The organism is Acidovorax sp. GW823-FHT01C06 (assembly GCF_058798375.1).
The window spans coordinates 1-23703 of record NZ_JBXAKN010000019.1; the positions used below are offsets into that span (position 1 = coordinate 1).

The following is a 23703-nucleotide window of genomic DNA, read 5'->3' on the forward strand; positions in this document are numbered from 1 at the left end:
ACCCCATCATCACCCGAACCTCCAGCGCCCCGCATCTCTGCAGCACCGCCTCAGTAGCGAAGCCCTCGACTATAGCATGAGTTCGGAGGGCGAGAAAAGACTCCAGCCAAAAAATTGCCCTCTACCGGGGGGAGACCGCCATGGCGGACTCCAGTGCGTCGATGAACAGGGCGGCGACATCACACCCTGTCTGATCGAAGATTTCCTGGAAGCACGTCGGGCTGGTCACATTGATTTCCGTGACGCAGTCCCCGATGACATCCACGCCCGCCAGCAACAGGCCGCGCTCTTGCAGTAGGGGCCCCAGGGTTTCGCCGATCTCCAAGTCGCGTGCCGTCAGGGGCCGTGCCACGCCCTTGCCCCCCGCCGCAAGGTTGCCACGCACCTCCGTGCCTTGCGGAATGCGCGCCAGACAATAAGGAACGGGCTTGCCGCCAATCACCAGCACGCGCTTGTCGCCGTCCACGATCTCGGGCAGAAACTTCTGCACCATCACGCTCTGCGCGCCGTCGCGATTGAGCGTTTCGGTGATGCTGCCCAGGTTCAGGCCATCCGGTCCCACGCGGAAGATGCCCATGCCCCCCATGCCGTCCAGCGGCTTGAGGATGATGTCCCGGTGCTCTGCGTGAAAACGCTGGATGTCCGATGCGCTGCGCGTGACCAGGGTTGGCCCGATGAACTGGGGAAACTCCATGATCGCCAGCTTTTCCGGATGGTCGCGCAGTGCCCGGGGCTTGTTGAACACGCGGGCGCCATCTCGCTCGGCCTGCTCCAGCAGATGGGTGGCGTAGAAATACTCGCTGTCGAAGGGCGGGTCCTTGCGCATCAGCACAGCGTCGAAGTCCACCAACGCGGCGACGCGTTCGGGCTGCGCCTCGAACCACGGGCTGGCATTCCCCGTCAGTCGGATGTCGCGCACCCGCGCACTCACCTTGCTTGCGCGCTGCCATGTGATGTGCCGTGGCTCGCACACCGCCAGCGTATGCCCGCGCCGATGGGCTTCGCGCATCATGGCGAAGGTGGTGTCCTTGTAGATCTTGAAGCTTTCCAGGGGATCGGCGATGAAGAGCAGTTTCATGGTGTCGGATCGAAAGTAGCAGGAGAGGCGCTGCCAGGCTGTCCAGCTAGCTCCTCTATATAGATATGGGCAAAGACGATGGCCGCAACGCCCGGTTGGCCCGGCCGCCGCGCCAGCGGTTCACCCGGGCTCGCCTCACGCACCCCGGGCCGGCGAACGCCTGTACTGTTGCACAAATAGCGCAAAGCTGCCGGCGACCACGCCCCAGAAGGCCGACCCCACCCCGGCAATGACCACGCCGCTCAGGGTGACGAGGAACGTGACGAGCGCCGCTTCGCGGTGCGACTCCTCGCGCAAGGCGACCGCCAGGCCGTTGCCGATGGTGCCCAGCAGGGCCAGGCCTGCGATCGCCACCACCAGTTCGGAGGGAAATGCGGTCAGCAGGCCGGTGATGACCGCACCAAAGAGACCGATCGCCACATACAGTGCGCCGCAGCACACCGCTGCCGTGTAGCGCCGATGGCGGTCCTCATGGGCCTCGGGGCCCATGCACATCGCGGCCGTGATGGCGCTGAAGTTCAGCGCGAAGGCGCCAAAGGGCGCGAGCGCGAGCGTGGCGAGCCCCGTCAGCGTGATGAGGCGGGAGATGGGCAGGTCATAGCCCGAGGCCCGGATCACCGCAACGCCGGGAAGGTTTTGCGACGCCATGGTGACGACGAACAAGGGGATCGCCAGGCTGATGGTCGCGGCAAGGCTGAACTGCGGCGCCGTGAAGACGGGCATCGCCAGTTCCAGCCGCACCCCCGACCATGCCATCTTCCCCTGCAGGGCCACGAAGACCACGGCCACCGCCAGGGTGACGACCACGGCGTACCGCGCCGCGAACTTGCGGGAAAACAGGTACACGACCAGCATGGTCAGCACCAGCGGCAGTGCCGTCTGGGCGGCGGCAAACGCCTGCAGGCCGAAACGCGCCAGCACGCCCGCCAGCAGGGCGGCGGCGATCTCCATGGGGATGCGCCCCATGGCCCGCTCGAACCAGCGCGTCACGCCGGCCAGCGTGATGAGGACGGCGCTGACCATGAAGGAGCCCACCGCCTCGCCCATGGTGAAGCCCCCGGCCAGGCCGGCCGTGGCCAGCACGGCCGCGCCAGGGGTGGACCAGGCCACCATCACGGGCTTGCGCAGGATGAGCGAGGGCACCAGGGAACACAGGCCCATGCCCAGGCCCAGCGCCCACATCCAGGACGTGACCTGGGCCGGCGTGGCACCAAACGCCTGCGCGGCCTGGAACACGATGGCCACCGAACTGGTGAAGCCCACCAGCACGGCCACGAACCCGGCAGTGAATGCCGACAGGCTCAGGTCTTTGAAAAATTGCATGGGCTGGATTCTGGCACCACGCATCCCCGCCGGCGGCCGCGCCACCACAGAAAGGCGGGGGACACGATTGCTATTATTTTTATAGCTATTGGCGCTTGATGAGCAAGCGCTTGAAGCCCAAAAGACCCCAACCCGCTCAAATCTCGATCTTGGATCCGAGTTCGACGACCGCGTTGTTGGGCAGGTGCAGGAAGTCCGCCGCACCACTGGCGTTGTGGTGCATCTGCGCGAACAGTTTCTCGCGCCAGGGCGCCATGCCGCTGCCAATGGTGGGGATGACGGTATCGCGCGAGAGGAAGTAGCTGGTGGTCATCGACTCCAGCTCGCAGCCCCGCCCGCGCAGCAGCTCCAGCGCACGCGGCACGTCCGGGTCGTTCTTGAAGCCGTAGTGGATCACCACCTGCCAGCAGTCGTGGCCCAGGGACTCCACCTGCAGGCGCTTGTCCAGCCCGATCCAGGGCGTCTCGTGGTTGTGCACGGTCACGAACAGGTTCTGCTGGTGCAGCACCTTGTTGTGCTTGAGGTTGTGCAACAGCGCATTGGGCACCGCACCGGTCTCGGCCGTGAGAAACACGGCGGTGCCCTCGACCCGCGTGGGCGGGCTGATGAACACCGACTCCAGGAAGTCCTTGAGGTCGATGGCGTCCGCACGCAGCTTGTCGTTGAGCAGCCGTCGCCCCTCCTTCCACGTCATCATGAGGGAGAACACGACGCCGCCGATCATCAGCGGGAACCAGCCGCCCTGGAACAGCTTGAGCAGGTTGGAGGCAAAGAACGCCAGGTCCACCACGAAGAAGCAGCCCGTGGCCGCGATGCACAGCGCCAGCGGGTAGCCCCAGCCGTACCGGATCACGAAAAAGGTCAGCGTGGTGGTGATCAGCATGTCCAGCGTCACGGCGATGCCGTAGGCGGCCGCCAGGTTGCTGGAGGAGCGGAACATCACCACGGCCAGCACGATGGCGGCGAACAGCCCCCAGTTGACCAGCGGCATGTAGATCTGCCCGGTGTCCCGCACGCTGGTGTGCTGGATGTTCAGGCGCGGCAGGTACCCGAGCTGGATGACCTGCTTGGTCACGCTGAAGGCGCCGGTGATCAGCGCCTGCGATGCGATCACGGTGGCCATGGTGGCCAGTATCACCAGCGGGACCAGCGCCCAGTCGGGCGCCATCATGTAGAACGGATTCTTCACGGCCTCGGGCTCGGCCAGCAGCAGCGCGCCCTGGCCGAAGTAGTTGAGCGTGAGCGCGGGCATGGCCACGCCGAACCAGGCCATGCGGATGGGGCGCTTGCCAAAGTGGCCCAGGTCGGCGTACAGGGCCTCGGCCCCCGTCACGCACAGCACCACGGCCCCCAGGATGATGAAGCTGGTGCCGGGATGGGCCCACATGAAGCCCAGCGCGTGGTGCGGGCTCAGCGCCCAGAGGATCTCGGGATGCCCCACGATGTGCGAGACGCCCAGCAGCGCAATGGTGATGAACCACACCAGGGTGATGGGCCCGAAAAACTTGCCGATGCCGCTGGTGCCGCGCTTTTGCACGGCAAACAGGCAAAAGAGCACGACCAGGGTGATCGGAATCACGTACTGCTTGAAATGCGGCGAGACGACTTCCAGCCCTTCGACGGCCGACAGGACCGAGATGGCGGGCGTGATGACGCCGTCGCCATAGAAGAGCGAGGTGCCGAAGATGCCCACGGCCAGCAGCACGCCACGCAGCCGGGGCTTGTCCTTGACGGCCTGGGAGGCCAGCGCCAGCATGGCGATGAGCCCGCCCTCGCCGTGGTTGTCGGCGCGCAGCACCAGCACCACGTACTTCAGCGAAACAATGACGGTGAGCGTCCAGAAGAAGATCGAGAGGATGCCGTAGATATTGGCTGGGGAGAACGGCACATGGCCGGACCCGAAGACCTCCTTGACGGCATACAGCACGCTGGTGCCGATATCGCCATACACAACACCGATGGCGCCCAGCGTAAGCGCTGCGAGCGATGATTTGGAGCTTTGCACTGACCGCACCCGGCACACAGGGGCTGCCGGGTTCCGTTACTTTTGGGAACGCTATTGTGCGCCTGAGGCAGATCAAGTGCCTGGGGGGAGCTCCCCATGTTGCGACGCAACAACTTGCCCTTGGCAGCCCGGCGCAGACATGGCAGGCCGCGCGGAATCCCCCGGCGATACTGGCGCTGCCTGATCGCAGGGGCGGCCCCGCCCCAAGGGCCGCGGCCCTGCCCCCTCCGGGAGAAGACGGAGAAGGCACGCCGCTTCCCGGGGGCGCCGTTTCAGTCGTACACCTCGGCGTCCGGGTTGGTGGCTTCCAGCTCGTAGCTGGCCGCCAGCATGGCCAGGCGCGCGACCACGCCGTACATGTAAAAGCGGTTGGGCGCGCTCACGCCGGGGCGCACGCCGGGCTGGGGCATGTGCGTGCTGTGCTCGAACGCGAGCGGCACGAAGCTCGCGCCCGGGGCGTTGAGGTTCTCGTCCACGCCGCGCTCGGCATGCATGCGGTAGAAGCCGCCCACCACGTAGCGGTCCATCATGTAGACCACCGGTTCGGCCACGGCCTCGTGCACGCGCTCCTGCGTGAGCACGCCTTCCTGGATGATGAGGTCGCTGACCGGCTGGCCGTCCTTGATGATGGCCATCTTGTTCTTGGTCTTGCGGTTGACCGCGTCCAGCTCCTTGGCGTCGCGCACGGTCATGATGCCCATGCCGTAGGTGCCGTTGTTGGCCTTGACGATGACGAACGGCTTCTCGTTGATGCCGTATTCCTTGTACTTGCGGCGCACCTTGGTCAGCAGCGCATCCACCGTGGTCTGCAGCTTGTCCATGCCTTTGTCCTCGGCAAAGTCCACGCCGTCGCACTGGCTGTACATGGGGTTGACGAGCCAGGGGTCGATGCCCAGCATCTTGCCGAAGCGCTTGGCCACCTCTTCATAGTTCTTGAAATGGGTGCTCTTTCGGCGCACGCTCCAGCCCGCATGCAGCGGGGGCAGCAGGTACTGCTCGTGGATGTCTTCCAGGATGCCGGGCGGCCCGGCGGAGAGATCATTGTTCAGCAGAATGGTGCAGGGGTCGAAGTCCTTGAGGCCCAGGCGGCGCTTGGTGCGCACCACGGGCTCCAGCGTCACCGTGTCGCCATTGGGCAGCTCGATGAGCGTGGGCTTCTTGATCTCGGGACTGATGGAGCCCACGCGCACGTTCAGGCCCGCCATGTTGAAGATGCGCTGCAGCTGCACCACATTGGCCAGGTAGAAGGTGTTGCGCGTGTGGTTTTCCGGAATGATCAGCAGGTTGCGCGCCTCGGGGCAGATCTTCTCGATGGCGGCCATGGCGGCCTGCACGGCCAGGGGCAGCATCTCCTTGGTGAGGTTGTTCCAGCCCCCGGGAAACAGGTTGGTGTCCACGGGCGCGAGCTTGAAGCCCGCATTGCGGATGTCCACCGAGGTATAGAACGGCGGCGTGTGCTCCATCCACTCCAGCCGGAACCAGCGCTCGATGGCGGGCATCGAGTCGAGAATGCGCTGTTCGAGTTCGTTGATCGGCCCGGTGAGGGCCGTGATGAGATGCGGAACCATGGAAAGCCCTCGGGAAGCGATTGCGATGAATTGTAGGGAGTTGGGGTCGGGCCGGAAATTCGCAAGCCGCCTGCGGCACGAGCCGTGGCGGGCGCTGGCTACCGGCGCCAGAAGGCGGGGGTGAGCAAGGCCATGAAGCTCAGGATCTCCAGCCGCCCCAGCAGCATCGCCAGCGAACACACCCAGATCTGGAAATCGGTCAGCACGGCATAGGTGGACGCGGGGCCCACGCTGCCCAGCCCCGGGCCCGCGCAGTTCACGCTGGCCAGCACCACCGAGAACGCCGTGACCGGGTCCAGGTCGGTCAGCAGCATGACCATGCTGAGCCCGAAGACCGTGCCGCCATACACCAGCATGAACGCGAGCACCGAGAAGATCACGCGGTTGTCCACCACGGCCCCTCCCAGGCACACGGGCTGCACGGCGCGCGGGTGCACCAGGCGGTTCATCTCCCGGCGCGCCTGCTTGGCCAGGATAAGCATGCGCACCATCTTGATCCCCCCGCCGGTCGACCCCGCGCTGGTGGCCACGCCCGACAGCAGCAGCATGAACACGGGCGCAAACACGGGCCAGGCCAGGTAGTCCACGGTGGCATAGCCCGTGGTGGTGGCGAGCGAGATCACATTGAACATCGCGTGGCGCAGCGCATCCAGCGGGGCATAGACCCCCTTGGCCCACAGCAGCAGCGCCACCACCAGCCCCCCGCCCACCAGCGAGAAAAGCGTCGCGCGCAACTCCGGGTCGCGCCAGAAGCCACCCCAGTGGCCCTTGCGGAAGGCCACGAAGTACAGCGCGAAATTGCAGCTGGCCACCAGCATGAAGAAGACGCAGATCGCCTCCAGCAGCGGCGACTGGAAATACCCGAAGCTGGTGTCATGGGAAGACAGCCCGCCCAGGCTCACCGTGGTGAACATGTGCATCAGCGCATCCAGCGGCCCCATGCCGGCCGCCCAGTAGGCCAGGCCGCAGGTGACGGAAAACAGTGCATACACGCCCCACAGGCCCTTGGCGGTGCCCGTCATGCGCGGCGTGAGCTTGGCGTCCTTGAGCGGCCCGGCCGCTTCGGCCTTAAACAGCTGGCTGCCCCCGACCCCCAGCAGCGGCAGGACGGCCACCGCCAGGATGAGGATGCCCATCCCGCCCATCCACTGCAGAAAGGTGCGCCATACATTGACCGACACGGGCAGCGCGTCCAGGCCGCTGAGCACCGTGGAGCCGGTCGTGGTCAGGCCCGACACCGCCTCGAAGTACGCATGCGTGAAAGACATCGGCCGCCCGATGTGGTGGCCCGCCAGCATCAGGGGCACCGCGGCGGACAGCGGCAGCAGCATCCACACCAGCGACACCAGCATCACGCCGTGGCGCGGCTGCAATTCCTGGCGGAAAAGGCGCAGGCGCCACCAGAGCCACGCCCCCACCGCCATCGTGGCGCCCATGGCGATCGGGTACACGTGCCACACGCCATCGCGCGTCCAAAGCGACACCACCAGCGGCAGCCCCATGGCCAGCGAAAAGATCATGACCAGGATGCCCAGCACGCGCAGGACGGGAAACATGTCTGTCATGACGGGCGTCCTTGGTCCATGGCAGCCGGCATCGCATGCAGCTGCCGATACTGGCGCAGCCCAGGCGAGGGCCGCCGCGCAAGGGCCGCCGCGCCGCAGAGGCGGCGCTTCGCTGGCGTGCGCTGGCGGCGTCCCCCTGCCCGCAGCGTGAAGCGCTGCGAGAGCGGGGGCTGGGGGCCGGGGCTCCCAGCGTGCCTGCGCAGGCTGGGACGGCCCCGAAGAGCTGGTGCCTCTGGCAACTGCACGGAGGCGCGAATCAACTCAGGGGGGGACATCAAAAAAACGTCGCGCTCACGCGGAAGAGCTTTTCCACGTCGCGCACGAGCCGCTTGTTCGGCAGGAAGAACACCACGTGGTCATTGCCCTCGATCACCGTGGAACTGCGCGGGATGATGACCTGCGGCTCGCGCAGATCCCCGGGCGGCGCATCGGGCGCATCGGGCGAATCCGGCAGGCCGCGCACGATCAGGCCCATGTGCACATCGCGCGGCAGCGCCAGTTCGCTGACCTTGCGGCCCACCACGCGCGAGCTTTTCCGGTCGCCGCGCGCCACGATCTCCAGCGCCTCCGCCACGCCCCGGCGCAGGCTGTGCACGGCCTGCACATCCCCCTGGCGCACGTAGGCGAGCAGCTCGCCCAGCATGGCCTGCGCGGGCGACAGCGCGATGTCGATCTGCGTGCCGTGCATCAGGTCGGCGTAGCTGCGGCGGTTGATGAGGGCGAGCACCCGCCTGGCGCCCATGCGCTTGGCCAGCAGGCAGGACATGATGTTGTCCTCGTCGTCGTCGGTGAGCGCCAGGAACAGGTCCACCTCCTCAATGCCCTCGTCGCCCAGCAGGTCCTCGTCGGTGGTGTCGCCCTGCAGCACCAGCACCTCGGAAGGCAGGGCCGAGGCCAGCTCGACGCAGCGGTCGGCGTGATCCTCGATGATCTTGATGTTGAAGCGCCCCGGCGCCTGCGCCAGCTGGCGGGCCAGGCGCAGCCCCACCCGGCCGCCGCCGGCGATCATGATGCGGCGCACGGGCTGGGAAGGCTGCGACTGCGGCCGGTGCAGGGCCGCCAGCACCTTCGCGATGTGCTCCTGCGCGGCCAGCACGAAGACCTCGTCGCCCGGCTCGATGCGGGTGCGCCCGTCGCACGCGACGAAACGGTCCGGCTCGTCCGGAAACCGCCGGTAGATGGCCACCATGCGCATGGCCATCTCGGGGTCGCTCTCGCGCAGCTGGCCGATGGTGTGGCCCGCCATGGGGGCACCCGCACGCGCGCGCACCGATACCAGGCAGGCACGCCCCCCCGCGAACTCGCGCACCTGCATGGCCTCGGGGTATTCGATGAGCTTGCCGATGTAGCGCGTGAGGGATTCTTCGGGGCAGATGATGCGGTCCACCGCAAAGCCCTCGGGTCCGGTCAGCCGCGTGTCCAGGTCAAAGCCGGTGGAGCGCACCCGCGCGATGCGCTTGGGGATGTTGAACACCAGCTGCGCGATCTTGCAGCACACCAGGTTGGTCTCGTCCTGCGCGGCGCAGGCGATCAGCAGGTCGGTGTCCTGCGCGCCCGCCTCGGCCAGCACGGCGGGCTCGATGCCGTTGCCCACCACGCCGCGCAGGTCGAAGCGCGACTCCAGGTCGCGCAGGCGCGCGGCGTCCGTGTCGATCACGGTGATGTCGTTGCGCTCCGACACCAGGCTGTCGGCCACGCTCTGGCCCACGCGGCCCGCCCCGAGGATGATGATTTTCATGTGGTATGGGCCGTCAGCGCACTACTGGCAAGCGCCACCAGCTATGAAAAATGGAGCAAATCAGGTCCGCACCTCGCCCTCGCCCAGCACCACGTACTTGAGCGAGGTCAGGCCTTCGAGCCCCACGGGCCCGCGCGCATGGAATTTGTCGGTGCTGATGCCGATCTCGGCGCCCAGCCCGTACTCGAAGCCATCGGCGAACCGCGTGCTGGTGTTCACCATCACACTGGCGGAATCCACCTCGCGCAGGAACCGCTGGGCATGCACATGGTTGGTGGTGAGGATGGCATCCGTGTGGTGGCTCGAATACCGGTTGATGTGGGCGATGGCCTCGTCCACGCCATCCACCACCTTCACGCTGATGATCGGGGCCAGGTACTCCTCGCTCCAGTCCTGCTCGGTGGCGGGCACCAGCTGGGCGCCTTGTACCGATTGCAGGATGGCCAGCGCCTGCGGGCAGCCGCGCATCTCCACGCCCTTGGCGGCGTACACGGCGCCGATCTTCGGCAAGAAGTCGGCCGCCACGCCCCGCGCCACCAGCAGGCCTTCGCTCGCGTTGCAGGGGCTGTACTTGTTCGTCTTGGCGTTGTCGGCCACCTTCACCGCCATGGCGATGTCGCAGGGGTCGTCCACATAGGTGTGGCAGTTGCCGTCCAGGTGCTTGATGACGGGCACCTTGGCGTCGCGGCTGATGCGCTCGATCAGGCCCTTGCCGCCACGCGGAATGATCACGTCCACGAACTGCGGCATGGCGATGAGCTGGCCCACGGCCTCGCGGTCGGTGGTCTGCACCAGCTGCACCGCGTCCTGCGGCAGGCCGGCCTCGGCCAGCGCCTGCTGCACCAGCTTGGCCAGAGCCTTGTTGGAATCGATGGCTTCGGAGCCGCCGCGCAGGATGCAGGCGTTGCCGCTCTTGATGGACAGAGACGCGGCCTCGATGGTCACGTTGGGCCGGCTCTCGTAGATCATGCCGAACACGCCGATCGGCACACGCATCTGGCCCACGCGGATGCCGCTCCCCTGCTGCTTCATGCCCAGGATCTCGCCGATGATGTCGGGCATGGCCGCCAGCTGCTCGCAGCCTTCGGCGCAGGTCTCCAGCACCTTGGGGCCGAGCTTCAGGCGGTCCACCATCGGCTCGGCCAGGCCGGCGGCGCGGGCGCGTTCGAGGTCGCGGGCGTTGTCGATCTGCAGCGCCTCCACGTTCTCGCGCAGCAGGCGGGCCAGGGCCTTGAGTGCTTTGTTTTTGATAGCTGCTGGCGCTTTGGCCATCAGCGCAGAGGCCGTTTTGGCCTGCTGGCCGAGGGTGTGCGTGTATTCAGCGACGTTGAGGGCGTTCATCCGGCGATTTTGCCGCAGATACCCTCTGTGCGGCCCACCGAGCGCCTGTTACCCTTGCCACCCCGCCGCCATCCCCCGCTTCCAGAGCCGCCCATGACCCGCGCCCACCTGCTCCAACCTGTCCACGACGCCCTGCAGGCCTTCAGCCAGGGCACGCTATCGGCGTCCGCCCTGAGCACCACCGCCCGCGCCCAGACCGACCTGCTGGCCGCCCTGCCCCCGCGCTACGCCGAGGTGCTGCACGGCCTGCTGGACCGGCTCGAATCCAGCGCGCTGTTCTCGGAAGAAAGCTGCTCGTTCAGCCAGAAGGATCTTGTCGCCAACCTGGAGATGTGGGTGGACAAGGCACGCGGCGTGCTGGACGCCGCCTGACCATCACTACCATTTTGATAGCTTCCAGCGCTTGATGGACAAGCGGTAGCGGCTATTTTTATCTGGAACCAGGCGCAGCGCGGCTCACCGCGCCGCCTGCGTCAGCCGGCACAGCTGGAACGCCAGGCGCTGCAGCGCCTGCCAGCCGTCGGTCGGCCAGTCGGGCGCCTTCAGGCCCTTGACGATGCCGTCCACCGTGTGCGCGGACTGCAGCAGCCGCGCCAGGGCCGCGTCGCTCGCCTTGGGGAGGATGCGTTCGAACAGGCGCTCCTTGGGGCCCCAGATGCGGTTCTCGCGCAGGGCCATGGGCAGCGGGCGCCCGGCGTTCATCGCATCCTTCACGCGCTTGAGGGCGCGGATGTCCTCGGACAGCGCCCAGTGCACCAGCACCTCGGCCTCGCCCTCGGCCTGCAGGCCGTCGAGCATGCGCTGCACGCGCGCGGTCTGGCCGGACAGCACGGACTCGGACAGCTTGAACACGTCGTAGCGCGCCACGTTGAGCACGGCGGCCTCGACCTGGGCCTGCGTCAGCTCGCCCGCCGGGTGCAGCAGGGCCAGTTTCTGGATCTCCTGGTGCGCGGCCAGCAGGTTGCCTTCCACGCGGTCGGCAAAGAACTGCAGCGTGCGCTGCCCCTCCTCGCCCGCCACCACGCGCTGCCCCTGGGCGGCCAGACGCTGTGCGATCCACTGCGGCAGCATGCCGCGCTCGATGGGGTCGATCTGGAGCGAGGTGCCGCTCGATTCGAGCGCCGCGAACCACGCGCCGGTGCGTGTGGCCTTGTCCAGGCGCGGGAGCATCACGAGCGTGAGCGTGCTGTCGTTGCCCCGGGCGGACTCGGCCACCTGCTGCAGCGCCACGCTGCCGTCCTTGCCGGGCTTGCCCGAGGGAATGCGGATCTCCACGATCTGCTTGTCGGCGAACAGGCTGAGCGAGCCGCCCGCCGCCAGCACCGCGCTCCAGTCGAAGTGCGCGCCCGCCACCGTGTAGGAACTGCGCTCGGTATAGCCCTGCGCACGGGCCGTGGCGCGGATGGCGTCGGCCGCCTCCTGCTGCAGCAGGGGCTCGTCGCCATGCAGCACGTAGAGCGGCGACAGGCCCCGTTGGAGATGCGTGGAGAGTTGGGCCAGGGCGACTTGCATGCGGCAAAGTTTATCCCCTTGCCCTGGCACCCTGGCGCACCAGGAGGCCAGGGGCACAGAAAACCCCGCAGATCGCCAGCACAGGCCTGCAGATTGCACGGTACACGCACCCCATTGCGCAGCTGTCCTGCTTTTCATTGGCGCTCCCCGCCCCGACAATCACCCCGCCACCCACACGGGCACCCAGCACCCCGGGCGCCCGGCACCGTCCGTTCCCCACCAAGGCCTCGCACCATGACCTCCACCCCGCCCCTCCCCGCGCCATCCATCAGCCTCCTGGGCGCCCCCACCGACGTGGGAGCGGGCGCGCGCGGCGCCTCCATGGGCCCCGAGGCCCTGCGCGTGGCCGGGCTGCAGCCGGCGCTGGAAAGCCACGGCCTGCGGGTGTTCGACCGGGGCAACCTGAGCGGGCCGGCCAATCCCTGGCAGCCCCCGCAGCAAGGCTACCGCCACCTGCCCGAAGTCGTGGAGTGGAACCAGCGCGTGTTCGATGCGGTGTATGCCGAATTGCGGCGCGGCCACCTGCCCATCCTGATGGGCGGCGACCACTGCCTGGGCCTGGGCAGCATCAGCGCCGTGGCGCGGCATTGCGCGGAGACCGGCAGGAAGCTGCGCGTGCTGTGGCTTGATGCGCATGCCGACTTCAACACCAGCGCCCTCACGCCCAGCGGCAATGTGCACGGCATGCCCGTGGCCTGCCTGTGCGGCTTTGGGCCGAAGGAGCTGACACAGCTGGCCCGGATGCCCGGCGGAGGCCCCGCGCTGCACCCCGGCCAGATCCGCCAGATCGGCATCCGCAGCGTGGACGAAGGCGAAAAACGCTTCGTGCACGAGCAGGGCCTGGAAGTCTTCGACATGCGTTACATCGACGAGGTGGGCATGCGCCAGACCATGCAGCAGGCGCTGGCCGGGCTGGATGCCGACACCCACCTGCACGTGAGCTTCGACGTGGATTTCCTGGACCCGGACATCGCGCCCGGCGTGGGCACCACGGTGCCCGGCGGCCCCACCTACCGCGAGGCCCAGCTGTGCATGGAGATGATCGCCGACAGCGGCCGCCTGGCGTCGCTGGACATCGTGGAGCTCAACCCCGCGCTGGACGTGCGCAACCGCACCGCCGTGTTGGCCGTGGACCTGGTGGAGTCGCTGTTCGGCAAGAGCACGCTGATGCGCGTGCCATCGGGCCTGCGCGCCCCGCAGGCGGCGCTCCGTAGCGCTTCCTGAAACGGGCGCGCTCCCCGCACGGGACGCCGTGGAGCGGGCCTGGCCCGGCCGCTGGCGTCGCCGCCCCCCGGCTACCGCTTCACGGCGGCCAGCCGGCGCATCAGCTGCTGCACCAGGTCGGTCCGCATGTTGCGGTACAGCAGCGCCTCTTCGGCCTCCTTGGCCAGGGCGATGGTTTCGTTGTAGCTGATGTCGCGCTGCTGCAGCAGTTCGGTGTCAGGGATCAGTTCGGTGCCCGCCGGGGTCCGGAGCCTGAAGCGGATGCGCAGCCGCAACTGCAGCTCGCGCACCTGGCCCGAGGCGTTGAGCCCCACCACCACGCGCTCCTGCTGCTCCTGCAGCAGGTCCAGGATGGCCTCGGCGGTGGGCAGGGCCGCCGGGTCGCGCAGCACCTGCAGCTTGCTGCCCGACCCGTCCAGCGTGCGCTGCAGCTCCCGCGCCAGCGGCGAGCCCGCGGGGGCCGCGATGTAGAGCGAGTCGAACCCGAACTCCGGCACGCCCCGCAAGCGAAAACCGCAGGCCGACAGCAGGGCCGCGGGCGCGATGAAGAGCAGTGTGCGTCTTTGCATTTCAGTTATCCATTGCGTTCGCGCCACCCACAACCCGTGGCACTGGCCCGGCCCAGGCCAGCAGGCGCCGCACCGGGGCCGCCCCGGCGCGCAGCGCCTCAGGGGGGTGTCGCTTCATTTCACACCACCACGTTCACGAGGCGGCCAGGCACCACGATCACCCGCTTGGGCGCTGCGCCCGCGGCATGTGCCGTGAACGCCTCGCTGGCCAGGGCGATGCGCTCGATCGCTGCCTTGTCGGCCTGCGCCGGCACGTGGATGGAGCCGCGCAGCTTGCCATTGACCTGCAGCATGAGCTCGATCTCGTCCTGCACCAGCGCGTTCGCATCCACCTGGGGCCAGGGCGCATCCAGCAGATCGCCCAGGTGGCCCGCGTAGCCCAGGCTGCTCCACAGGCTGTGCGCGATGTGGGGCGTGGCCGGGTACAGCACGCGCAGCAGGATGCCAAAGCCTTCGATCAGCGCCACCTGGGCGCCGGCCGACTCCGTGGCCTTGAAGTCCTCGAGCGCGTTGATCATCTTCATCGCGCCCGACACCACGGTGTTGTACTGCATGCGCTGGTAGTCGTAGTCCACCTGCTTGAGCACGGTGTGGATCTCCAGCCGCAGGGCCTTGGCCTCCTTGCCGAATTCCACCTCCTTCAGGCTGCTGGCGCTTGCCACGCTGGCGCTGGCGGCTTGCATGTCCATGGCGGAGAGCTTGAAGCCGAAATTCCACACGCGGCGCAGGAAACGGTAGCTGCCTTCCACGGCCGCGTCGTTCCACTCCAGCGTGGCCTCGGGCGGGGCGGTGAACATGGTGTACAGGCGCGCGGTGTCGGCGCCGTACTTCTCGATGAGGTCCTGCGGGTCCACGCCGTTGTTCTTGGACTTGGACATGGTGCCCACGCCCTCGTAGTCGATGGGCGTGCCCGCCGGCAACAGGCCGTCACCGCTGGTGGCTTCGTTCTTGAGCCTGGCGCCAACGATCTTGCCGCCTTCGTCCAGCACATGCTCCACATCGTGTGGCCAGAAGTAGTCCTTTCCGCCCTTGGCGGTGCGGCGGCTGTAGATGTGGTTGAGCACCATGCCTTGCGTGAGCAGCTTGGTGAAGGGCTCGTCCACCTTGACCAGCCCCAGGTCGCGCATGACCTTGGTCCAGAAGCGCGCGTACAAGAGGTGCAGGATGGCGTGTTCGATACCACCGATGTACTGGTCCATCGGCATCCAGTAGTCGGCGCCGCCAGCGACCATGGCGTCGGCATTCTTGGGGTCGCAATACCGCATGAAATACCAGGACGAGTCCACGAACGTGTCCATGGTGTCCGTCTCGCGCCGCGCGGCCTTGCCGCACACGGGGCAGACCACGCCAGCATGGAAACCTTCGTGCTTGTGCAGCGGGTTGCCCGAACCATCGGGCACGCAGTCGGTGGGCAGCACCACCGGCAGGTCCTTCTCGGGCACGGGCACGGCGCCGTGCTCATCGCAATGGATGATGGGGATGGGCGTGCCCCAGTAGCGCTGGCGGCTCACGCCCCAGTCGCGCAGGCGCCAGGTGGTCTTGGTCTCGCCCAGGCCCTTGGCCTGCAGCGCGTGGGCCACGGCGGTGACGGCTTCCTTGTAGCCCAGGCCGCTGAAGCTGTCGGAGTTGATGGTGACGCCGCGCTGCTTGTCGCCGTACCAGTCGTTCCACTGGTGGTAGTCGAAGTGCTCGCCATCGACCAGCACCACCTGCTTGATCTCCAGGTTGTACTTGAGGGCGAAGGCGAAATCGCGCTCGTCGTGCGCGGGCACGCCCATCACGGCGCCGTCGCCATAGCCCATGAGCACGTAGTTGCCGACCCAGACCTCGACCTTTTCCTCCGTCAGCGGGTGCGTGACGAACAGGCCCGTGGGTTGGCCCTTCTTTTCCTGCGTGGCCAGCTCGGCCTCGGTGGTGCCGCCGCTCTTGCATTCCTCGATGAAGGCGGCGAGCTCCGGGTTCGTCCTGGCGGCGTGGGCGGCCAGCGGGTGCTCGGGCGCCACGGCGCAGAAGGTCACGCCCATGATGGTGTCGGCGCGCGTGGTGAAGACGTACATGCGGCCGTCGCCGATCAGCGTGCCGTCATCGCCCCGGATATCGTGCGGGAAGGCGAAGCGCACGCCTTCGCTCTTGCCGATCCAGTTCTCCTGCATGAGCTTCACGCGTTCGGGCCAGCCGGGCAGCTTGTCGCCGGTCACGAAGTCCAGCAGCTCTTCGGCGTAGTCGGTGATCTTCAGGTAGTAGCCCGGGATCTCGCGCTTTTCCACCGTGGCGCCGGTGCGCCAGCCCTTGCCGTCGATGACCTGCTCGTTGGCCAGCACGGTCTGGTCCACCGGGTCCCAGTTCACGACCTGGGTCTTGCGGTAGGCAATGCCTTTTTCCAGCATCTTGAGGAACAGCCACTGGTTCCACTTGTAGTACGTGGGGTCACAGGTGGCCACTTCGCGGCTCCAGTCGATGGCCAGGCCCATGGCCTGCATCTGCTTCTTCATGTACGCGATGTTCTCGTACGTCCACTTGGCGGGGGGCACGCCGTTCTTGAGCGCGGCGTTCTCGGCCGGCAGGCCGAAGGCGTCCCAGCCCATGGGCATGAGCACGTTGTGGCCGTTCATGCGCAGCTGGCGCGTGAGCATGTCGTTGATGGTGTAGTTGCGCACATGGCCCATGTGCAGCTTGCCGCTGGGGTAGGGCAGCATCGAGCAGGCGTAGAACTTCTTCTTGCTGGTGTCCTCCGTCACGCGGTAGGCGTCGGTGGCGGTCCAGTGGTCGTGCGCGGCGCGCTCGACGTCTTGGGGAGAGTATTTGTCTTGCATGAGGGCTCGGGGATGAGAGAGGTGTGCGGCTGCGAGGCCGCGCTGCGCAGATTTTAGGCTGTCAGGCCCTGCGTTCCGCGCCCGCCGCCGCCAGCGGCCTGCGCGGCCCCCCTGGGACCCCGGCGCATGGCGGCTTCAAGGTGCCCTGGCAGCGGCCGGCGGCTCGGCCACGAAGCCGATGCGCTGCAGCCCGGCCAGGTGCGCCGCGCCCATTACCTCGACCACCCGCCCATAGGGCACGGCCGCATCGGCGCGCAGCTGGATTTCAGTGTCGGGCCGTTCGGCGCCGATGCGGCGCAGGCGCTCGGCCAGCGCGGGCTGCGACAGGGGCTCGTCCTGAAGAAAGGCCTGGCCCGAGGCATCGACCACCAGGGTGACGAACTGCGGCACCGTGCCGGGTGTGGCGCCTTCGGTGCGCGGCAGGTCCAGCCGGATCGCGCTGGCCATGAGCGGCGCCGTGAGGATGAAGATGACCACGAGCACCAGCATCACATCCACCAGCGGCGTCATGTTGATGTCGCTCATGGGCTGGGGCCCGGCGGTGCGTTCAAGTCGTCCGAAGGCCATGGTGAAAACGGACCTCCGGGATTCAGGGCCGCGCACCGGCGGGCGGCGCCGTGTCGATCAGCAGTTCGCGCAGGTCGCGCGCGAAGCCTTCCAGGTCGGCCTCGATGCGGCCGATCAGGCGGCCGAACACGTTGTAGGCCAGCACGGCCGGTATCGCCACCGCCAGCCCGGCCGCCGTCATGACCAGCGCCTCGCCCACGGGGCCGGAGACGCGGTCGATGGTGATCTGCCCCGCGCCCGCCATGGCCGTGAGCGCATGGTAGATGCCCCAGACGGTGCCCAGCAGCCCCACGAACGGTGCCGTGGAGCCCACCGTGGCCAGCAGCACCTGGCCAAACTGCAGGCGCCCGAGCACGCCGTGCAAGGCGTCGCGCAGCACGCGGGTGAGCCGCTGCGACAGGCTGCCTGCCGCCGCCAGCGTGGGCTGGCCGGTGGGACCGGCATGATTTGCTATTGAATTCGCAGCAACAACCAAAGGCAGGACAAGCGCAGCGCGGTCAAAAGATTGCAGGCGCTGTGCAGCAACGTCCATGGACGGCGCCTGCCAGAACGCCGCCGTGCAGCGGGCCACGTCGGCGCTGGCCTGGCGCATGAGCCGCAGCTTCCAGACGATGACCACCCAGCTTGCCACGGACATGGCCAGGAGCACCAGCGCGGCACCCTGCGTGACGGCGTCGCCCTGGCGCCACCAGTGGAGAGCGTCCATGGCTGGCCCGATGGCTAGTTGTTGTTAAGGCCCAGCACATCGAACATGTCGAACATGCCCGTCTTGTGCCCGGCGAGAAAGCGCACCGCGCGCAGGCTGCCCTGCGCGTAGGTGGCGCGGCTGGAGGACTTGTGCGTGATCTCGATGCGCTCGCCGATGCCCGCGAACAGCACGGTGTGGTCGCCCACGATGTCGCCGCCCCGGATGGTGGCAAAGCCGATGCTCGACGGGTCGCGCTCGCCCGTGACGCCCTCGCGCGCAAACACGCCGCACTCCTTGAGGTCGCGGCCCATGGCGCCGGCGATCACCTCGCCCATCTTGAGCGCGGTGCCCGAGGGCGCATCCACCTTGTGGCGGTGGTGGGCTTCGATGATCTCGATGTCGTAGCCGGTGGCCATGGCCTTGGCGGCCATCTCCAGCAGCTTGAGCGTGACGTTGACGCCCACGCTCATGTTGGGCGCCATGACGATGGCCGTGCGCTGGGCCAACGCCGCGATCTCGGCCTTCTGCGCATCGGTGAAGCCGGTGGTGCCGACGACGGCCTTCACCCCGAGCTGGCTGCACACGGCCAGGTGGGCCAGGGTGCCTTCGGGGCGCGTGAAATCGATCAGGACGTCGGCGTTTTTCAGGCCCGTGGCGATGTCGGCCGTGATGGCGACGCCGCTGGCATGGCCGAGGAACGCGGTGGCATCCGAGCCGATGCCCGGGCTGGACGGCACGTCCAGCGCACCGGCCAGCACGCAGTCGTCACTGGCGCGAAGGGCCTCGATGAGCATGCGGCCCATGCGGCCCGATGCGCCGGCGATGGCGACACGGCAGGGGCCGGAGCCCGTGGAAGCGGTGGAAGGGGCGGCAGGCGAAGAAGTCCCTGTCATGGGTGTCCTGTACGTTGTGGTTGAAGCACGGCGGGCCAGGCACGGCCCACCGCCAGCCCGCCGGCGTTACCGTGCGGGCGCTTCAAGCGGTGGATAGCTGATGGAAGCGGGCTCCAGCGGCGCCGCGGTGGGCGACGCGGGGGGCCGCTGGGAAGCGGGATACCGGGCCAGCTGCTCCGGCGTGGCCTCGAGCACGGGCACCTTGCCCTTGGAGCCGCGCGACCCCAGGGTCGCCACGAACTCCGTCTCGGTCGGCATCTCGTCGCCCTCGGAGCGCTCGAGCGCGTCCCCCTTGAAGTACACGGTCAGCTTGCGGGTCTGGGCATCTTCGCCGGGGCGCTTGAGCGTGAACACATATTCCCAGCGGTCGGCATGGAACAGGCTGGTGACCAGCGGGGTTCCCAGAATCTCTCGCACCTGCTGGCGGCTCATGCCAGGCTGGAGCGCCTCGACCTGCTCGCGCGAGACAAAATTGCCCTGCACCACATCTATCTTGTAGGGGGTGACAATGTTGGCAATGCGGGTACTGGCGCCATCCAGGCTGCTGCAGCCGGCCAGGGCGGCCACGCTGGCACCGATCAACAGGACCAGGCCCAGGCGGGCGCTGCAACGGGCTTTGACGGGCATGGGTAAAAGGGCTGAGGATATGATCGCCCCATTGTAGCGGCAGGCCCTCCGACCCCCAGGCGGGGCCGCATCCCGAAAGACCATGCCATGACCAACATCGACGAACTCAAAAGCACGGGACTCAAGGCCACGCTGCCCCGCCTGAAGATTCTGGAAATCTTCCAGAAGGGCGCGCAGCGCCACATGACGGCCGAGGACGTGTTTCGCGTGCTGCTGGAGGAGCGCTCGGACATCGGCCTGGCCACGGTCTACCGCGTGCTCACGCAGTTCGAGCAGGCCAGCATCCTGATCCGCAGCAATTTCGAGAGCGGCAAGGCGGTGTACGAGCTCAACGAAGGCCAGCACCACGACCACTTCGTGTGCACCTCGTGCGGCAAGGTGGAAGAGTTCTACGACCCCGAGATCGAAAAACGCCAGCAGGCCGTGGCCAAGGCCAAGGGCTGGCTGGTGCAGGACCACACCATGGCGCTGTACGGGCAGTGCGCCGACTGCGCTAAGAAATGACTCCCCCCTGAGCCACCTTCGGCGTCTTCCCCCTAAGGGGGACGCTCCCGGCGCGGCGGGGCGGCCCTTGCGCGGGAGCCCTGGTATGGGCCGCGCCAGTTTCGGTGGCCTGAGCGCCGCTAGCCGCCCGTATCGCGCTCCATGGCGCGGCGATGGCGTTCGACAAACTCTTGGTAGGTGTCGATGCCGCGCAATTGCAGGATGGTGTTGCGCACGGCGGCCTCGACCAGCACGGCGATGTTGCGGCCGGCGACCACCTGGATCACGACCTTGAGCACGGGCACGCCCAGCACGTCCTGGGTGAGAGGCTCGTAGGGAAGGCGTTCGTAGTCGCGCTCCAGGGTTTCCTTGCGCACCAGGTGCACGATGAGCTTCAGCCGCATCTTGCGGCGCACGGCGGTCTCGCCAAAGATGGCGCGGATATCGAGCAGGCCGATGCCGCGCACTTCCAGCAGGTTCTGCAGCAGTTCGGGGCACTTGCCCTCGATGGTGGTCTGGTTGATGCGGAACAGGTCCACCGCATCGTCGGCCACCAGGCCGTTGCCGCGCGAGATCAGCTCCAGGCCGAGCTCGCTCTTGCCCAGGCCCGATTCGCCGGTGATCATCACCCCCAGGCCCAGGATGTCCATGAACACGCCGTGCATGGTGGTGCGGTCGGCGAAGTGCTTGGACAGGTAGGCGCGCAGCACGTCGATGACAAACGCCGACGACTCGTGCGTGGAGAACATCGGGATCTGCGCCCGCTCGCACATCGACACCAGGGCGTCGGGGGCGGTCTGGTTGTCGGCCAGCACCAGCACGGGCGGCTCCAGCGTCACGATGCGCGCGATGCGGCGCTTGCAATCATCGGGTGACGCGCTGCCGAGATACGCGATCTCCCGCTCGCCCAGGATCTGGACGCGGTACGGATGGATGTAGTTGAGATAGCCGACCAGATCGGCCCCGGAACGTGCCGAGCGCACCGCCACTTCGTCAAAGCGGCGTTCGGAGGCGCCCAGCCCCGCCACCCACTCCCATTTCAGGAGGCCCCGGAATTCCTCGAAAAGGACATCGGCGCTGACGACATTGGGCTTCACGGTGGATCGGCGACGGTGCGAGCGTGCGTTCGTGCGCGGCGCCAGGCGGCTCAGGCCGTCTGCGTGGACTGCCAGCCCGCGATCATGCCGTGCAGCTCGGTGGCGTCGGTGCAGCCCTTGAGCCGTTCACGCAGCGCCGAATCGCTCAGCAGCTCGGCGATCTCGGACAGGATCTCCAGGTGCTTTTGCGTGGCCGCTTCGGGCACCAGCAGGAAAATGAGCAGCCCGACGGGCAATTCGTCCGGCGCATCGAACCCGATCGGATTGAGCAGCTGGAACACGGCGGCCATGGGCGCCTTCAGGCCCTTGATGCGACCGTGGGGAATGGCCACGCCATGGCCCAGGCCGGTGGAGCCCAGGCGCTCGCGCGCGAACAGGCTGTCGGTGATCAGCGCGCGCGACAGGCCGTGCTGGCTCTCGAAAAGGAGACCCGCTTCTTCAAAAGCACGCTTCTTGCTGGTGGCGTCCACGCACACGAGCACTTGAGCGGAAGGCAGGATGGAGGCGAGTCGGTTCATGGTCAAGGGTAACAATTATGCACACGTTGGCGAAAACCCTGAGCACAACGCATCGGGCAACAAAAAAACCGCCCAGTGGGCGGCTGCTGTGCCGGGCTCAGGGCTGCCGCATCAGGCGTGCAGTTCGCGCTTGGCGGCATCGTGGTGATGGTCCTGCAGGCGATCCTTGTGGCGCACGACCTGGCGGTCCATCTTGTCGACCAGTTCATCCACGGCGGCATACAGGTCGGCGTGGGAGCTTTCGGCAAACAGGTCGTTGCCCTTGACGTGGATGTTGCATTCCGCTCGCTGCCTCTTTTCCTTCTCCTTTTGCTTCTCTACCGTCAGCAGTACCTTGACATCGACAACCTGGTCAAAATGGCGGGTGATCCGGTCCAGCTTGGTGGTGACGTAGTTGCGCAAGGCTGGGGTAACTTCGAGGTGGTGACCGCTGATCGTCAAGTTCATAAATAAGTCTCCTGTAACACTCTCGGTGGAAGAACGCCGCCCTGGATCAGAGGAGCGGCTCGGCGAACCTGGATGCATCCCGTTGACGTGAAGTCACTATGCCCCCGCCCTCCCTGAAAAGCAATCCCATACCGACCCTGTCCGCTGGGTTATGCCGCCCAAGGTGCCAAGCCTCCGAAAAGCGCGCACAATGGGCAGGTTGCCGGGTGGTGGGCCGTCCCGTACACCGCCGCCCCGCAGATGCGGCTCCTCACCGTGCCGCGGGCGCCGCGCCGTGCAGCGTGAGCCGCCCCACCACCACCATCGACAGCAGGCTCGCCGCAATGCCCACCACGGCGGCCATCCAGTAGTCCTGCACCAGCCCCTGCGCGTCGCGGCTGATCAGCACCCCGCCCACAAAGGACGCCACGCCCATCGCCGCGGACTGCACCGACGCATTCAGCGTCATGAAGGTGCCGCGCAAGGGCGCCCGGGCCGCCGAGGAAATGATGGCCATGCCCGGAATCATGCGGCCGCTCATCAGCGCGAACATCAGCGTCGACACCACCAGCACGGCCACCAGCGGCACCCCGCGCACCAGCGTGATGCCCAGCAGGGGCAACGCGCCGGCCAGCGCCAGGCAGCGGAACATCACCACCTTGCCCCAGCGGTCCGTGAGCACGCCGAACAGGCGCGCGGTGAACAGCGTCACCACGCCGCCGCACAGGTACACCAGGGGGATCTGGTCGGGCCGCACCCCGGCGTTGGCCTGCATGTAGATGGTGATGTAGGGAATCACCGTGAAGCCGGCGAACATGATGAGCGCCGAGAACAGGAAGGCCCAGCGGTGGTTGGCGTCGGCCAGCACCTGGGCGATGCCGCCCAGCGCGGTGCGGCCATCCGCGGCCCGCAGATGCCCCGTCATCACGGGCATGGTGCGTGCCGCCAGAACGGCCAGCACGCCCACCATCAGCGCAATGGCCAGGAATGGCAGGTTCCAGCCCCCGTATTCGGCCAGGATTAGCCCCAGGGGCACACCGGCCACGGTGGACAGGGAAAACGACGTCATCACGATGCCCATCGCGCGCCCGCGCCGCTCGAAGGGGATCACGTCGGCCACGATGGTTTGCGACAGCGCCGACAGCACGCCCCCGAAGGCCCCCGCCAGGATGCGCGCGGCCATGAGCGTGCCGTAGGTGGGTGCCACGCCGCAGGCCAGCGTGGCCAGCCCGAACAAGACGTACAGCGTCAGCAGCAGCCGCTTGCGGCCGAAACGGTCGATGTAGGTCGAGGCCAGCAGCCCGGATGCGCCCGCCGAGAGCGTGTAGGCCGAGACCAGCAGGCCGAACTGCGCATCGCTGATGGCAAACAGCCGCGTGAACTGGGGCCCCAGCGGCATCATGATCATGAAGTCGAGGATGTGGGTGAACTGGATGCCGGCCAGCGTGAGCAGCAGCCACAGTTCTCGGCGGGGGGTCAGGGTGGAATGGGAGGGCACAGGAAGCGGCCAGGGCGGCCAGGTCGGACTCAGGGCCGCCAGTGTGCCGCAACGGCACGAAGCGCGCTGGCCCGTTCGCCGAAGGCGCGTTCCGGTGCGCTCCCGCGCGCCCTCGCGAACCCATGCCACGCGCACGCTTCGGGCCCCGCGCGTAAAATCCACCGGTTGCG

Annotated in this window: 21 protein-coding genes; 3 read left to right on the forward strand and 18 right to left on the reverse strand. The window is 67.5% G+C overall.

Annotation, left to right across the window (positions count from 1 at the left end; all coding sequences use genetic code 11):
• Positions 1–121: 121 nt before the first annotated feature.
• The 7 genes from gshB to AC1RCS_RS24745 form a co-directional block, all read right to left on the reverse strand.
• Complete coding sequence (gene gshB, locus AC1RCS_RS24715; protein WP_492246523.1) at positions 122–1078, reverse strand: glutathione synthase; 957 nt, start codon at positions 1076–1078, stop codon at positions 122–124.
• 135 nt (positions 1079–1213) lie between these two features.
• Complete coding sequence (locus tag AC1RCS_RS24720; protein WP_492246524.1) at positions 1214–2401, reverse strand: benzoate/H(+) symporter BenE family transporter; 1188 nt, start codon at positions 2399–2401, stop codon at positions 1214–1216.
• 136 nt (positions 2402–2537) lie between these two features.
• Complete coding sequence (locus AC1RCS_RS24725; RefSeq protein WP_218297845.1) at positions 2538–4406, reverse strand: potassium transporter Kup; 1869 nt, start codon at positions 4404–4406, stop codon at positions 2538–2540.
• Positions 4407–4678: 272 nt separating this feature from the next.
• Positions 4679–5974 carry a glutamate--cysteine ligase gene (gene gshA, locus AC1RCS_RS24730; RefSeq protein WP_218297846.1) on the reverse strand — a complete coding sequence of 432 codons (1296 nt, stop codon included), beginning with the start codon at positions 5972–5974 and terminating at the stop codon, positions 4679–4681.
• A 98-nt stretch (positions 5975–6072) separates the two neighbouring features.
• Positions 6073–7539, reverse strand: coding sequence for a TrkH family potassium uptake protein (locus AC1RCS_RS24735; protein WP_218297847.1), 1467 nt, complete (start codon positions 7537–7539; stop codon positions 6073–6075).
• 274 nt (positions 7540–7813) lie between these two features.
• Positions 7814–9277 carry a Trk system potassium transporter TrkA gene (gene trkA, locus AC1RCS_RS24740; protein ID WP_492246525.1) on the reverse strand — a complete coding sequence of 488 codons (1464 nt, stop codon included), beginning with the start codon at positions 9275–9277 and terminating at the stop codon, positions 7814–7816.
• Between the two features lie 60 nt (positions 9278–9337).
• Positions 9338–10618 carry a glutamate-5-semialdehyde dehydrogenase gene (locus AC1RCS_RS24745; RefSeq protein WP_492246526.1) on the reverse strand — a complete coding sequence of 427 codons (1281 nt, stop codon included), beginning with the start codon at positions 10616–10618 and terminating at the stop codon, positions 9338–9340.
• A 93-nt stretch (positions 10619–10711) separates the two neighbouring features.
• Between AC1RCS_RS24745 and AC1RCS_RS24750 the strand changes: the two genes are divergently transcribed.
• The gene (locus AC1RCS_RS24750; protein WP_218341793.1) at positions 10712–10990 is read left to right on the forward strand and encodes a hypothetical protein; all 279 of its coding nucleotides are present in this window, start codon (positions 10712–10714) and stop codon (positions 10988–10990) included.
• An 84-nt stretch (positions 10991–11074) separates the two neighbouring features.
• Here AC1RCS_RS24750 and holA read toward each other — a convergent pair whose 3' ends face one another.
• Positions 11075–12130 carry a DNA polymerase III subunit delta gene (gene holA / locus AC1RCS_RS24755; protein WP_492246527.1) on the reverse strand — a complete coding sequence of 352 codons (1056 nt, stop codon included), beginning with the start codon at positions 12128–12130 and terminating at the stop codon, positions 11075–11077.
• A gap of 234 nt (positions 12131–12364) precedes the next feature.
• Here holA and rocF point away from each other — a divergent pair, with 234 nt between their 5' ends.
• On the forward strand, positions 12365–13354 hold the full coding sequence (rocF, locus tag AC1RCS_RS24760; protein ID WP_218297852.1) for an arginase: 990 nt from the start codon (positions 12365–12367) through the stop codon (positions 13352–13354).
• 71 nt (positions 13355–13425) lie between these two features.
• Here rocF and AC1RCS_RS24765 read toward each other — a convergent pair whose 3' ends face one another.
• The 6 genes from AC1RCS_RS24765 to AC1RCS_RS24790 form a co-directional block, all read right to left on the reverse strand.
• The gene (locus AC1RCS_RS24765) at positions 13426–13923 is read right to left on the reverse strand and encodes an LPS-assembly lipoprotein LptE (protein WP_218297853.1); all 498 of its coding nucleotides are present in this window, start codon (positions 13921–13923) and stop codon (positions 13426–13428) included.
• Positions 13924–14042: 119 nt separating this feature from the next.
• Positions 14043–16736 (reverse strand): leucine--tRNA ligase, encoded by a 2694-nt coding sequence (gene leuS / locus AC1RCS_RS24770; RefSeq protein WP_369643633.1) that lies wholly within the window; start codon positions 16734–16736, stop codon positions 14043–14045.
• A 135-nt stretch (positions 16737–16871) separates the two neighbouring features.
• Positions 16872–17303 carry an ExbD/TolR family protein gene (locus tag AC1RCS_RS24775; RefSeq protein ID WP_492246528.1) on the reverse strand — a complete coding sequence of 144 codons (432 nt, stop codon included), beginning with the start codon at positions 17301–17303 and terminating at the stop codon, positions 16872–16874.
• A 22-nt stretch (positions 17304–17325) separates the two neighbouring features.
• Entirely contained in the window at positions 17326–18009 is a 684-nt protein-coding gene (locus AC1RCS_RS24780; RefSeq protein WP_218341788.1) for a MotA/TolQ/ExbB proton channel family protein, read from the reverse strand.
• A gap of 14 nt (positions 18010–18023) precedes the next feature.
• The gene (dapB, locus tag AC1RCS_RS24785; protein WP_218341787.1) at positions 18024–18884 is read right to left on the reverse strand and encodes a 4-hydroxy-tetrahydrodipicolinate reductase; all 861 of its coding nucleotides are present in this window, start codon (positions 18882–18884) and stop codon (positions 18024–18026) included.
• Positions 18885–18950: 66 nt separating this feature from the next.
• Positions 18951–19511, reverse strand: a complete 561-nt coding sequence (locus AC1RCS_RS24790) for an outer membrane protein assembly factor BamE (RefSeq protein WP_218341786.1) — start codon at positions 19509–19511, stop codon at positions 18951–18953.
• A gap of 87 nt (positions 19512–19598) precedes the next feature.
• Between AC1RCS_RS24790 and fur the strand changes: the two genes are divergently transcribed.
• On the forward strand, positions 19599–20015 hold the full coding sequence (fur, locus tag AC1RCS_RS24795; RefSeq protein ID WP_218297859.1) for a ferric iron uptake transcriptional regulator: 417 nt from the start codon (positions 19599–19601) through the stop codon (positions 20013–20015).
• A 119-nt stretch (positions 20016–20134) separates the two neighbouring features.
• Here the strand turns inward: fur and hprK are convergent, their stop codons facing one another.
• The 4 genes from hprK to AC1RCS_RS24815 all read right to left on the reverse strand — a co-directional run bounded on the left by hprK (position 20135) and on the right by AC1RCS_RS24815 (position 23533).
• Positions 20135–21091 (reverse strand): HPr(Ser) kinase/phosphatase, encoded by a 957-nt coding sequence (gene hprK, locus AC1RCS_RS24800; protein WP_218297860.1) that lies wholly within the window; start codon positions 21089–21091, stop codon positions 20135–20137.
• Positions 21092–21141: 50 nt separating this feature from the next.
• Positions 21142–21609: a PTS sugar transporter subunit IIA gene (locus AC1RCS_RS24805; protein ID WP_218297861.1), complete on the reverse strand. Its 468-nt coding sequence runs from the start codon at positions 21607–21609 to the stop codon at positions 21142–21144.
• A gap of 111 nt (positions 21610–21720) precedes the next feature.
• Positions 21721–22056, reverse strand: coding sequence for a ribosome hibernation-promoting factor, HPF/YfiA family (gene hpf, locus AC1RCS_RS24810; RefSeq protein ID WP_218297862.1), 336 nt, complete (start codon positions 22054–22056; stop codon positions 21721–21723).
• Positions 22057–22306: 250 nt separating this feature from the next.
• Complete coding sequence (locus tag AC1RCS_RS24815; protein WP_369643634.1) at positions 22307–23533, reverse strand: MFS transporter; 1227 nt, start codon at positions 23531–23533, stop codon at positions 22307–22309.
• Positions 23534–23703: the final 170 nt, after the last annotated feature.

Bases quoted from the DNA above. Each gene is read 5' to 3' on its own strand.
- gshB (WP_492246523.1), bottom strand. From the start codon at position 1,078: ATGAAACTGCTCTTCATCGCCGATCCCCTGGAAAGCTTCAAGATCTAC.
- AC1RCS_RS24720 (WP_492246524.1), bottom strand. From the start codon at position 2,401: ATGCAATTTTTCAAAGACCTGAGCCTGTCGGCATTCACTGCCGGGTTC.
- gshA (WP_218297846.1), bottom strand. From the start codon at position 5,974: ATGGTTCCGCATCTCATCACGGCCCTCACCGGGCCGATCAACGAACTC.
- AC1RCS_RS24735 (WP_218297847.1), bottom strand. From the start codon at position 7,539: ATGACAGACATGTTTCCCGTCCTGCGCGTGCTGGGCATCCTGGTCATG.
- trkA (WP_492246525.1), bottom strand. From the start codon at position 9,277: ATGAAAATCATCATCCTCGGGGCGGGCCGCGTGGGCCAGAGCGTGGCC.
- AC1RCS_RS24745 (WP_492246526.1), bottom strand. From the start codon at position 10,618: ATGAACGCCCTCAACGTCGCTGAATACACGCACACCCTCGGCCAGCAG.
- AC1RCS_RS24750 (WP_218341793.1), top strand. From the start codon at position 10,712: ATGACCCGCGCCCACCTGCTCCAACCTGTCCACGACGCCCTGCAGGCC.
- holA (WP_492246527.1), bottom strand. From the start codon at position 12,130: ATGCAAGTCGCCCTGGCCCAACTCTCCACGCATCTCCAACGGGGCCTG.
- rocF (WP_218297852.1), top strand. From the start codon at position 12,365: ATGACCTCCACCCCGCCCCTCCCCGCGCCATCCATCAGCCTCCTGGGC.
- AC1RCS_RS24765 (WP_218297853.1), bottom strand. From the start codon at position 13,923: ATGCAAAGACGCACACTGCTCTTCATCGCGCCCGCGGCCCTGCTGTCG.
- leuS (WP_369643633.1), bottom strand. From the start codon at position 16,736: ATGCAAGACAAATACTCTCCCCAAGACGTCGAGCGCGCCGCGCACGAC.
- AC1RCS_RS24775 (WP_492246528.1), bottom strand. From the start codon at position 17,303: ATGGCCTTCGGACGACTTGAACGCACCGCCGGGCCCCAGCCCATGAGC.
- AC1RCS_RS24780 (WP_218341788.1), bottom strand. From the start codon at position 18,009: ATGGACGCTCTCCACTGGTGGCGCCAGGGCGACGCCGTCACGCAGGGT.
- dapB (WP_218341787.1), bottom strand. From the start codon at position 18,884: ATGACAGGGACTTCTTCGCCTGCCGCCCCTTCCACCGCTTCCACGGGC.
- AC1RCS_RS24790 (WP_218341786.1), bottom strand. From the start codon at position 19,511: ATGCCCGTCAAAGCCCGTTGCAGCGCCCGCCTGGGCCTGGTCCTGTTG.
- fur (WP_218297859.1), top strand. From the start codon at position 19,599: ATGACCAACATCGACGAACTCAAAAGCACGGGACTCAAGGCCACGCTG.
- AC1RCS_RS24805 (WP_218297861.1), bottom strand. From the start codon at position 21,609: ATGAACCGACTCGCCTCCATCCTGCCTTCCGCTCAAGTGCTCGTGTGC.
- hpf (WP_218297862.1), bottom strand. From the start codon at position 22,056: ATGAACTTGACGATCAGCGGTCACCACCTCGAAGTTACCCCAGCCTTG.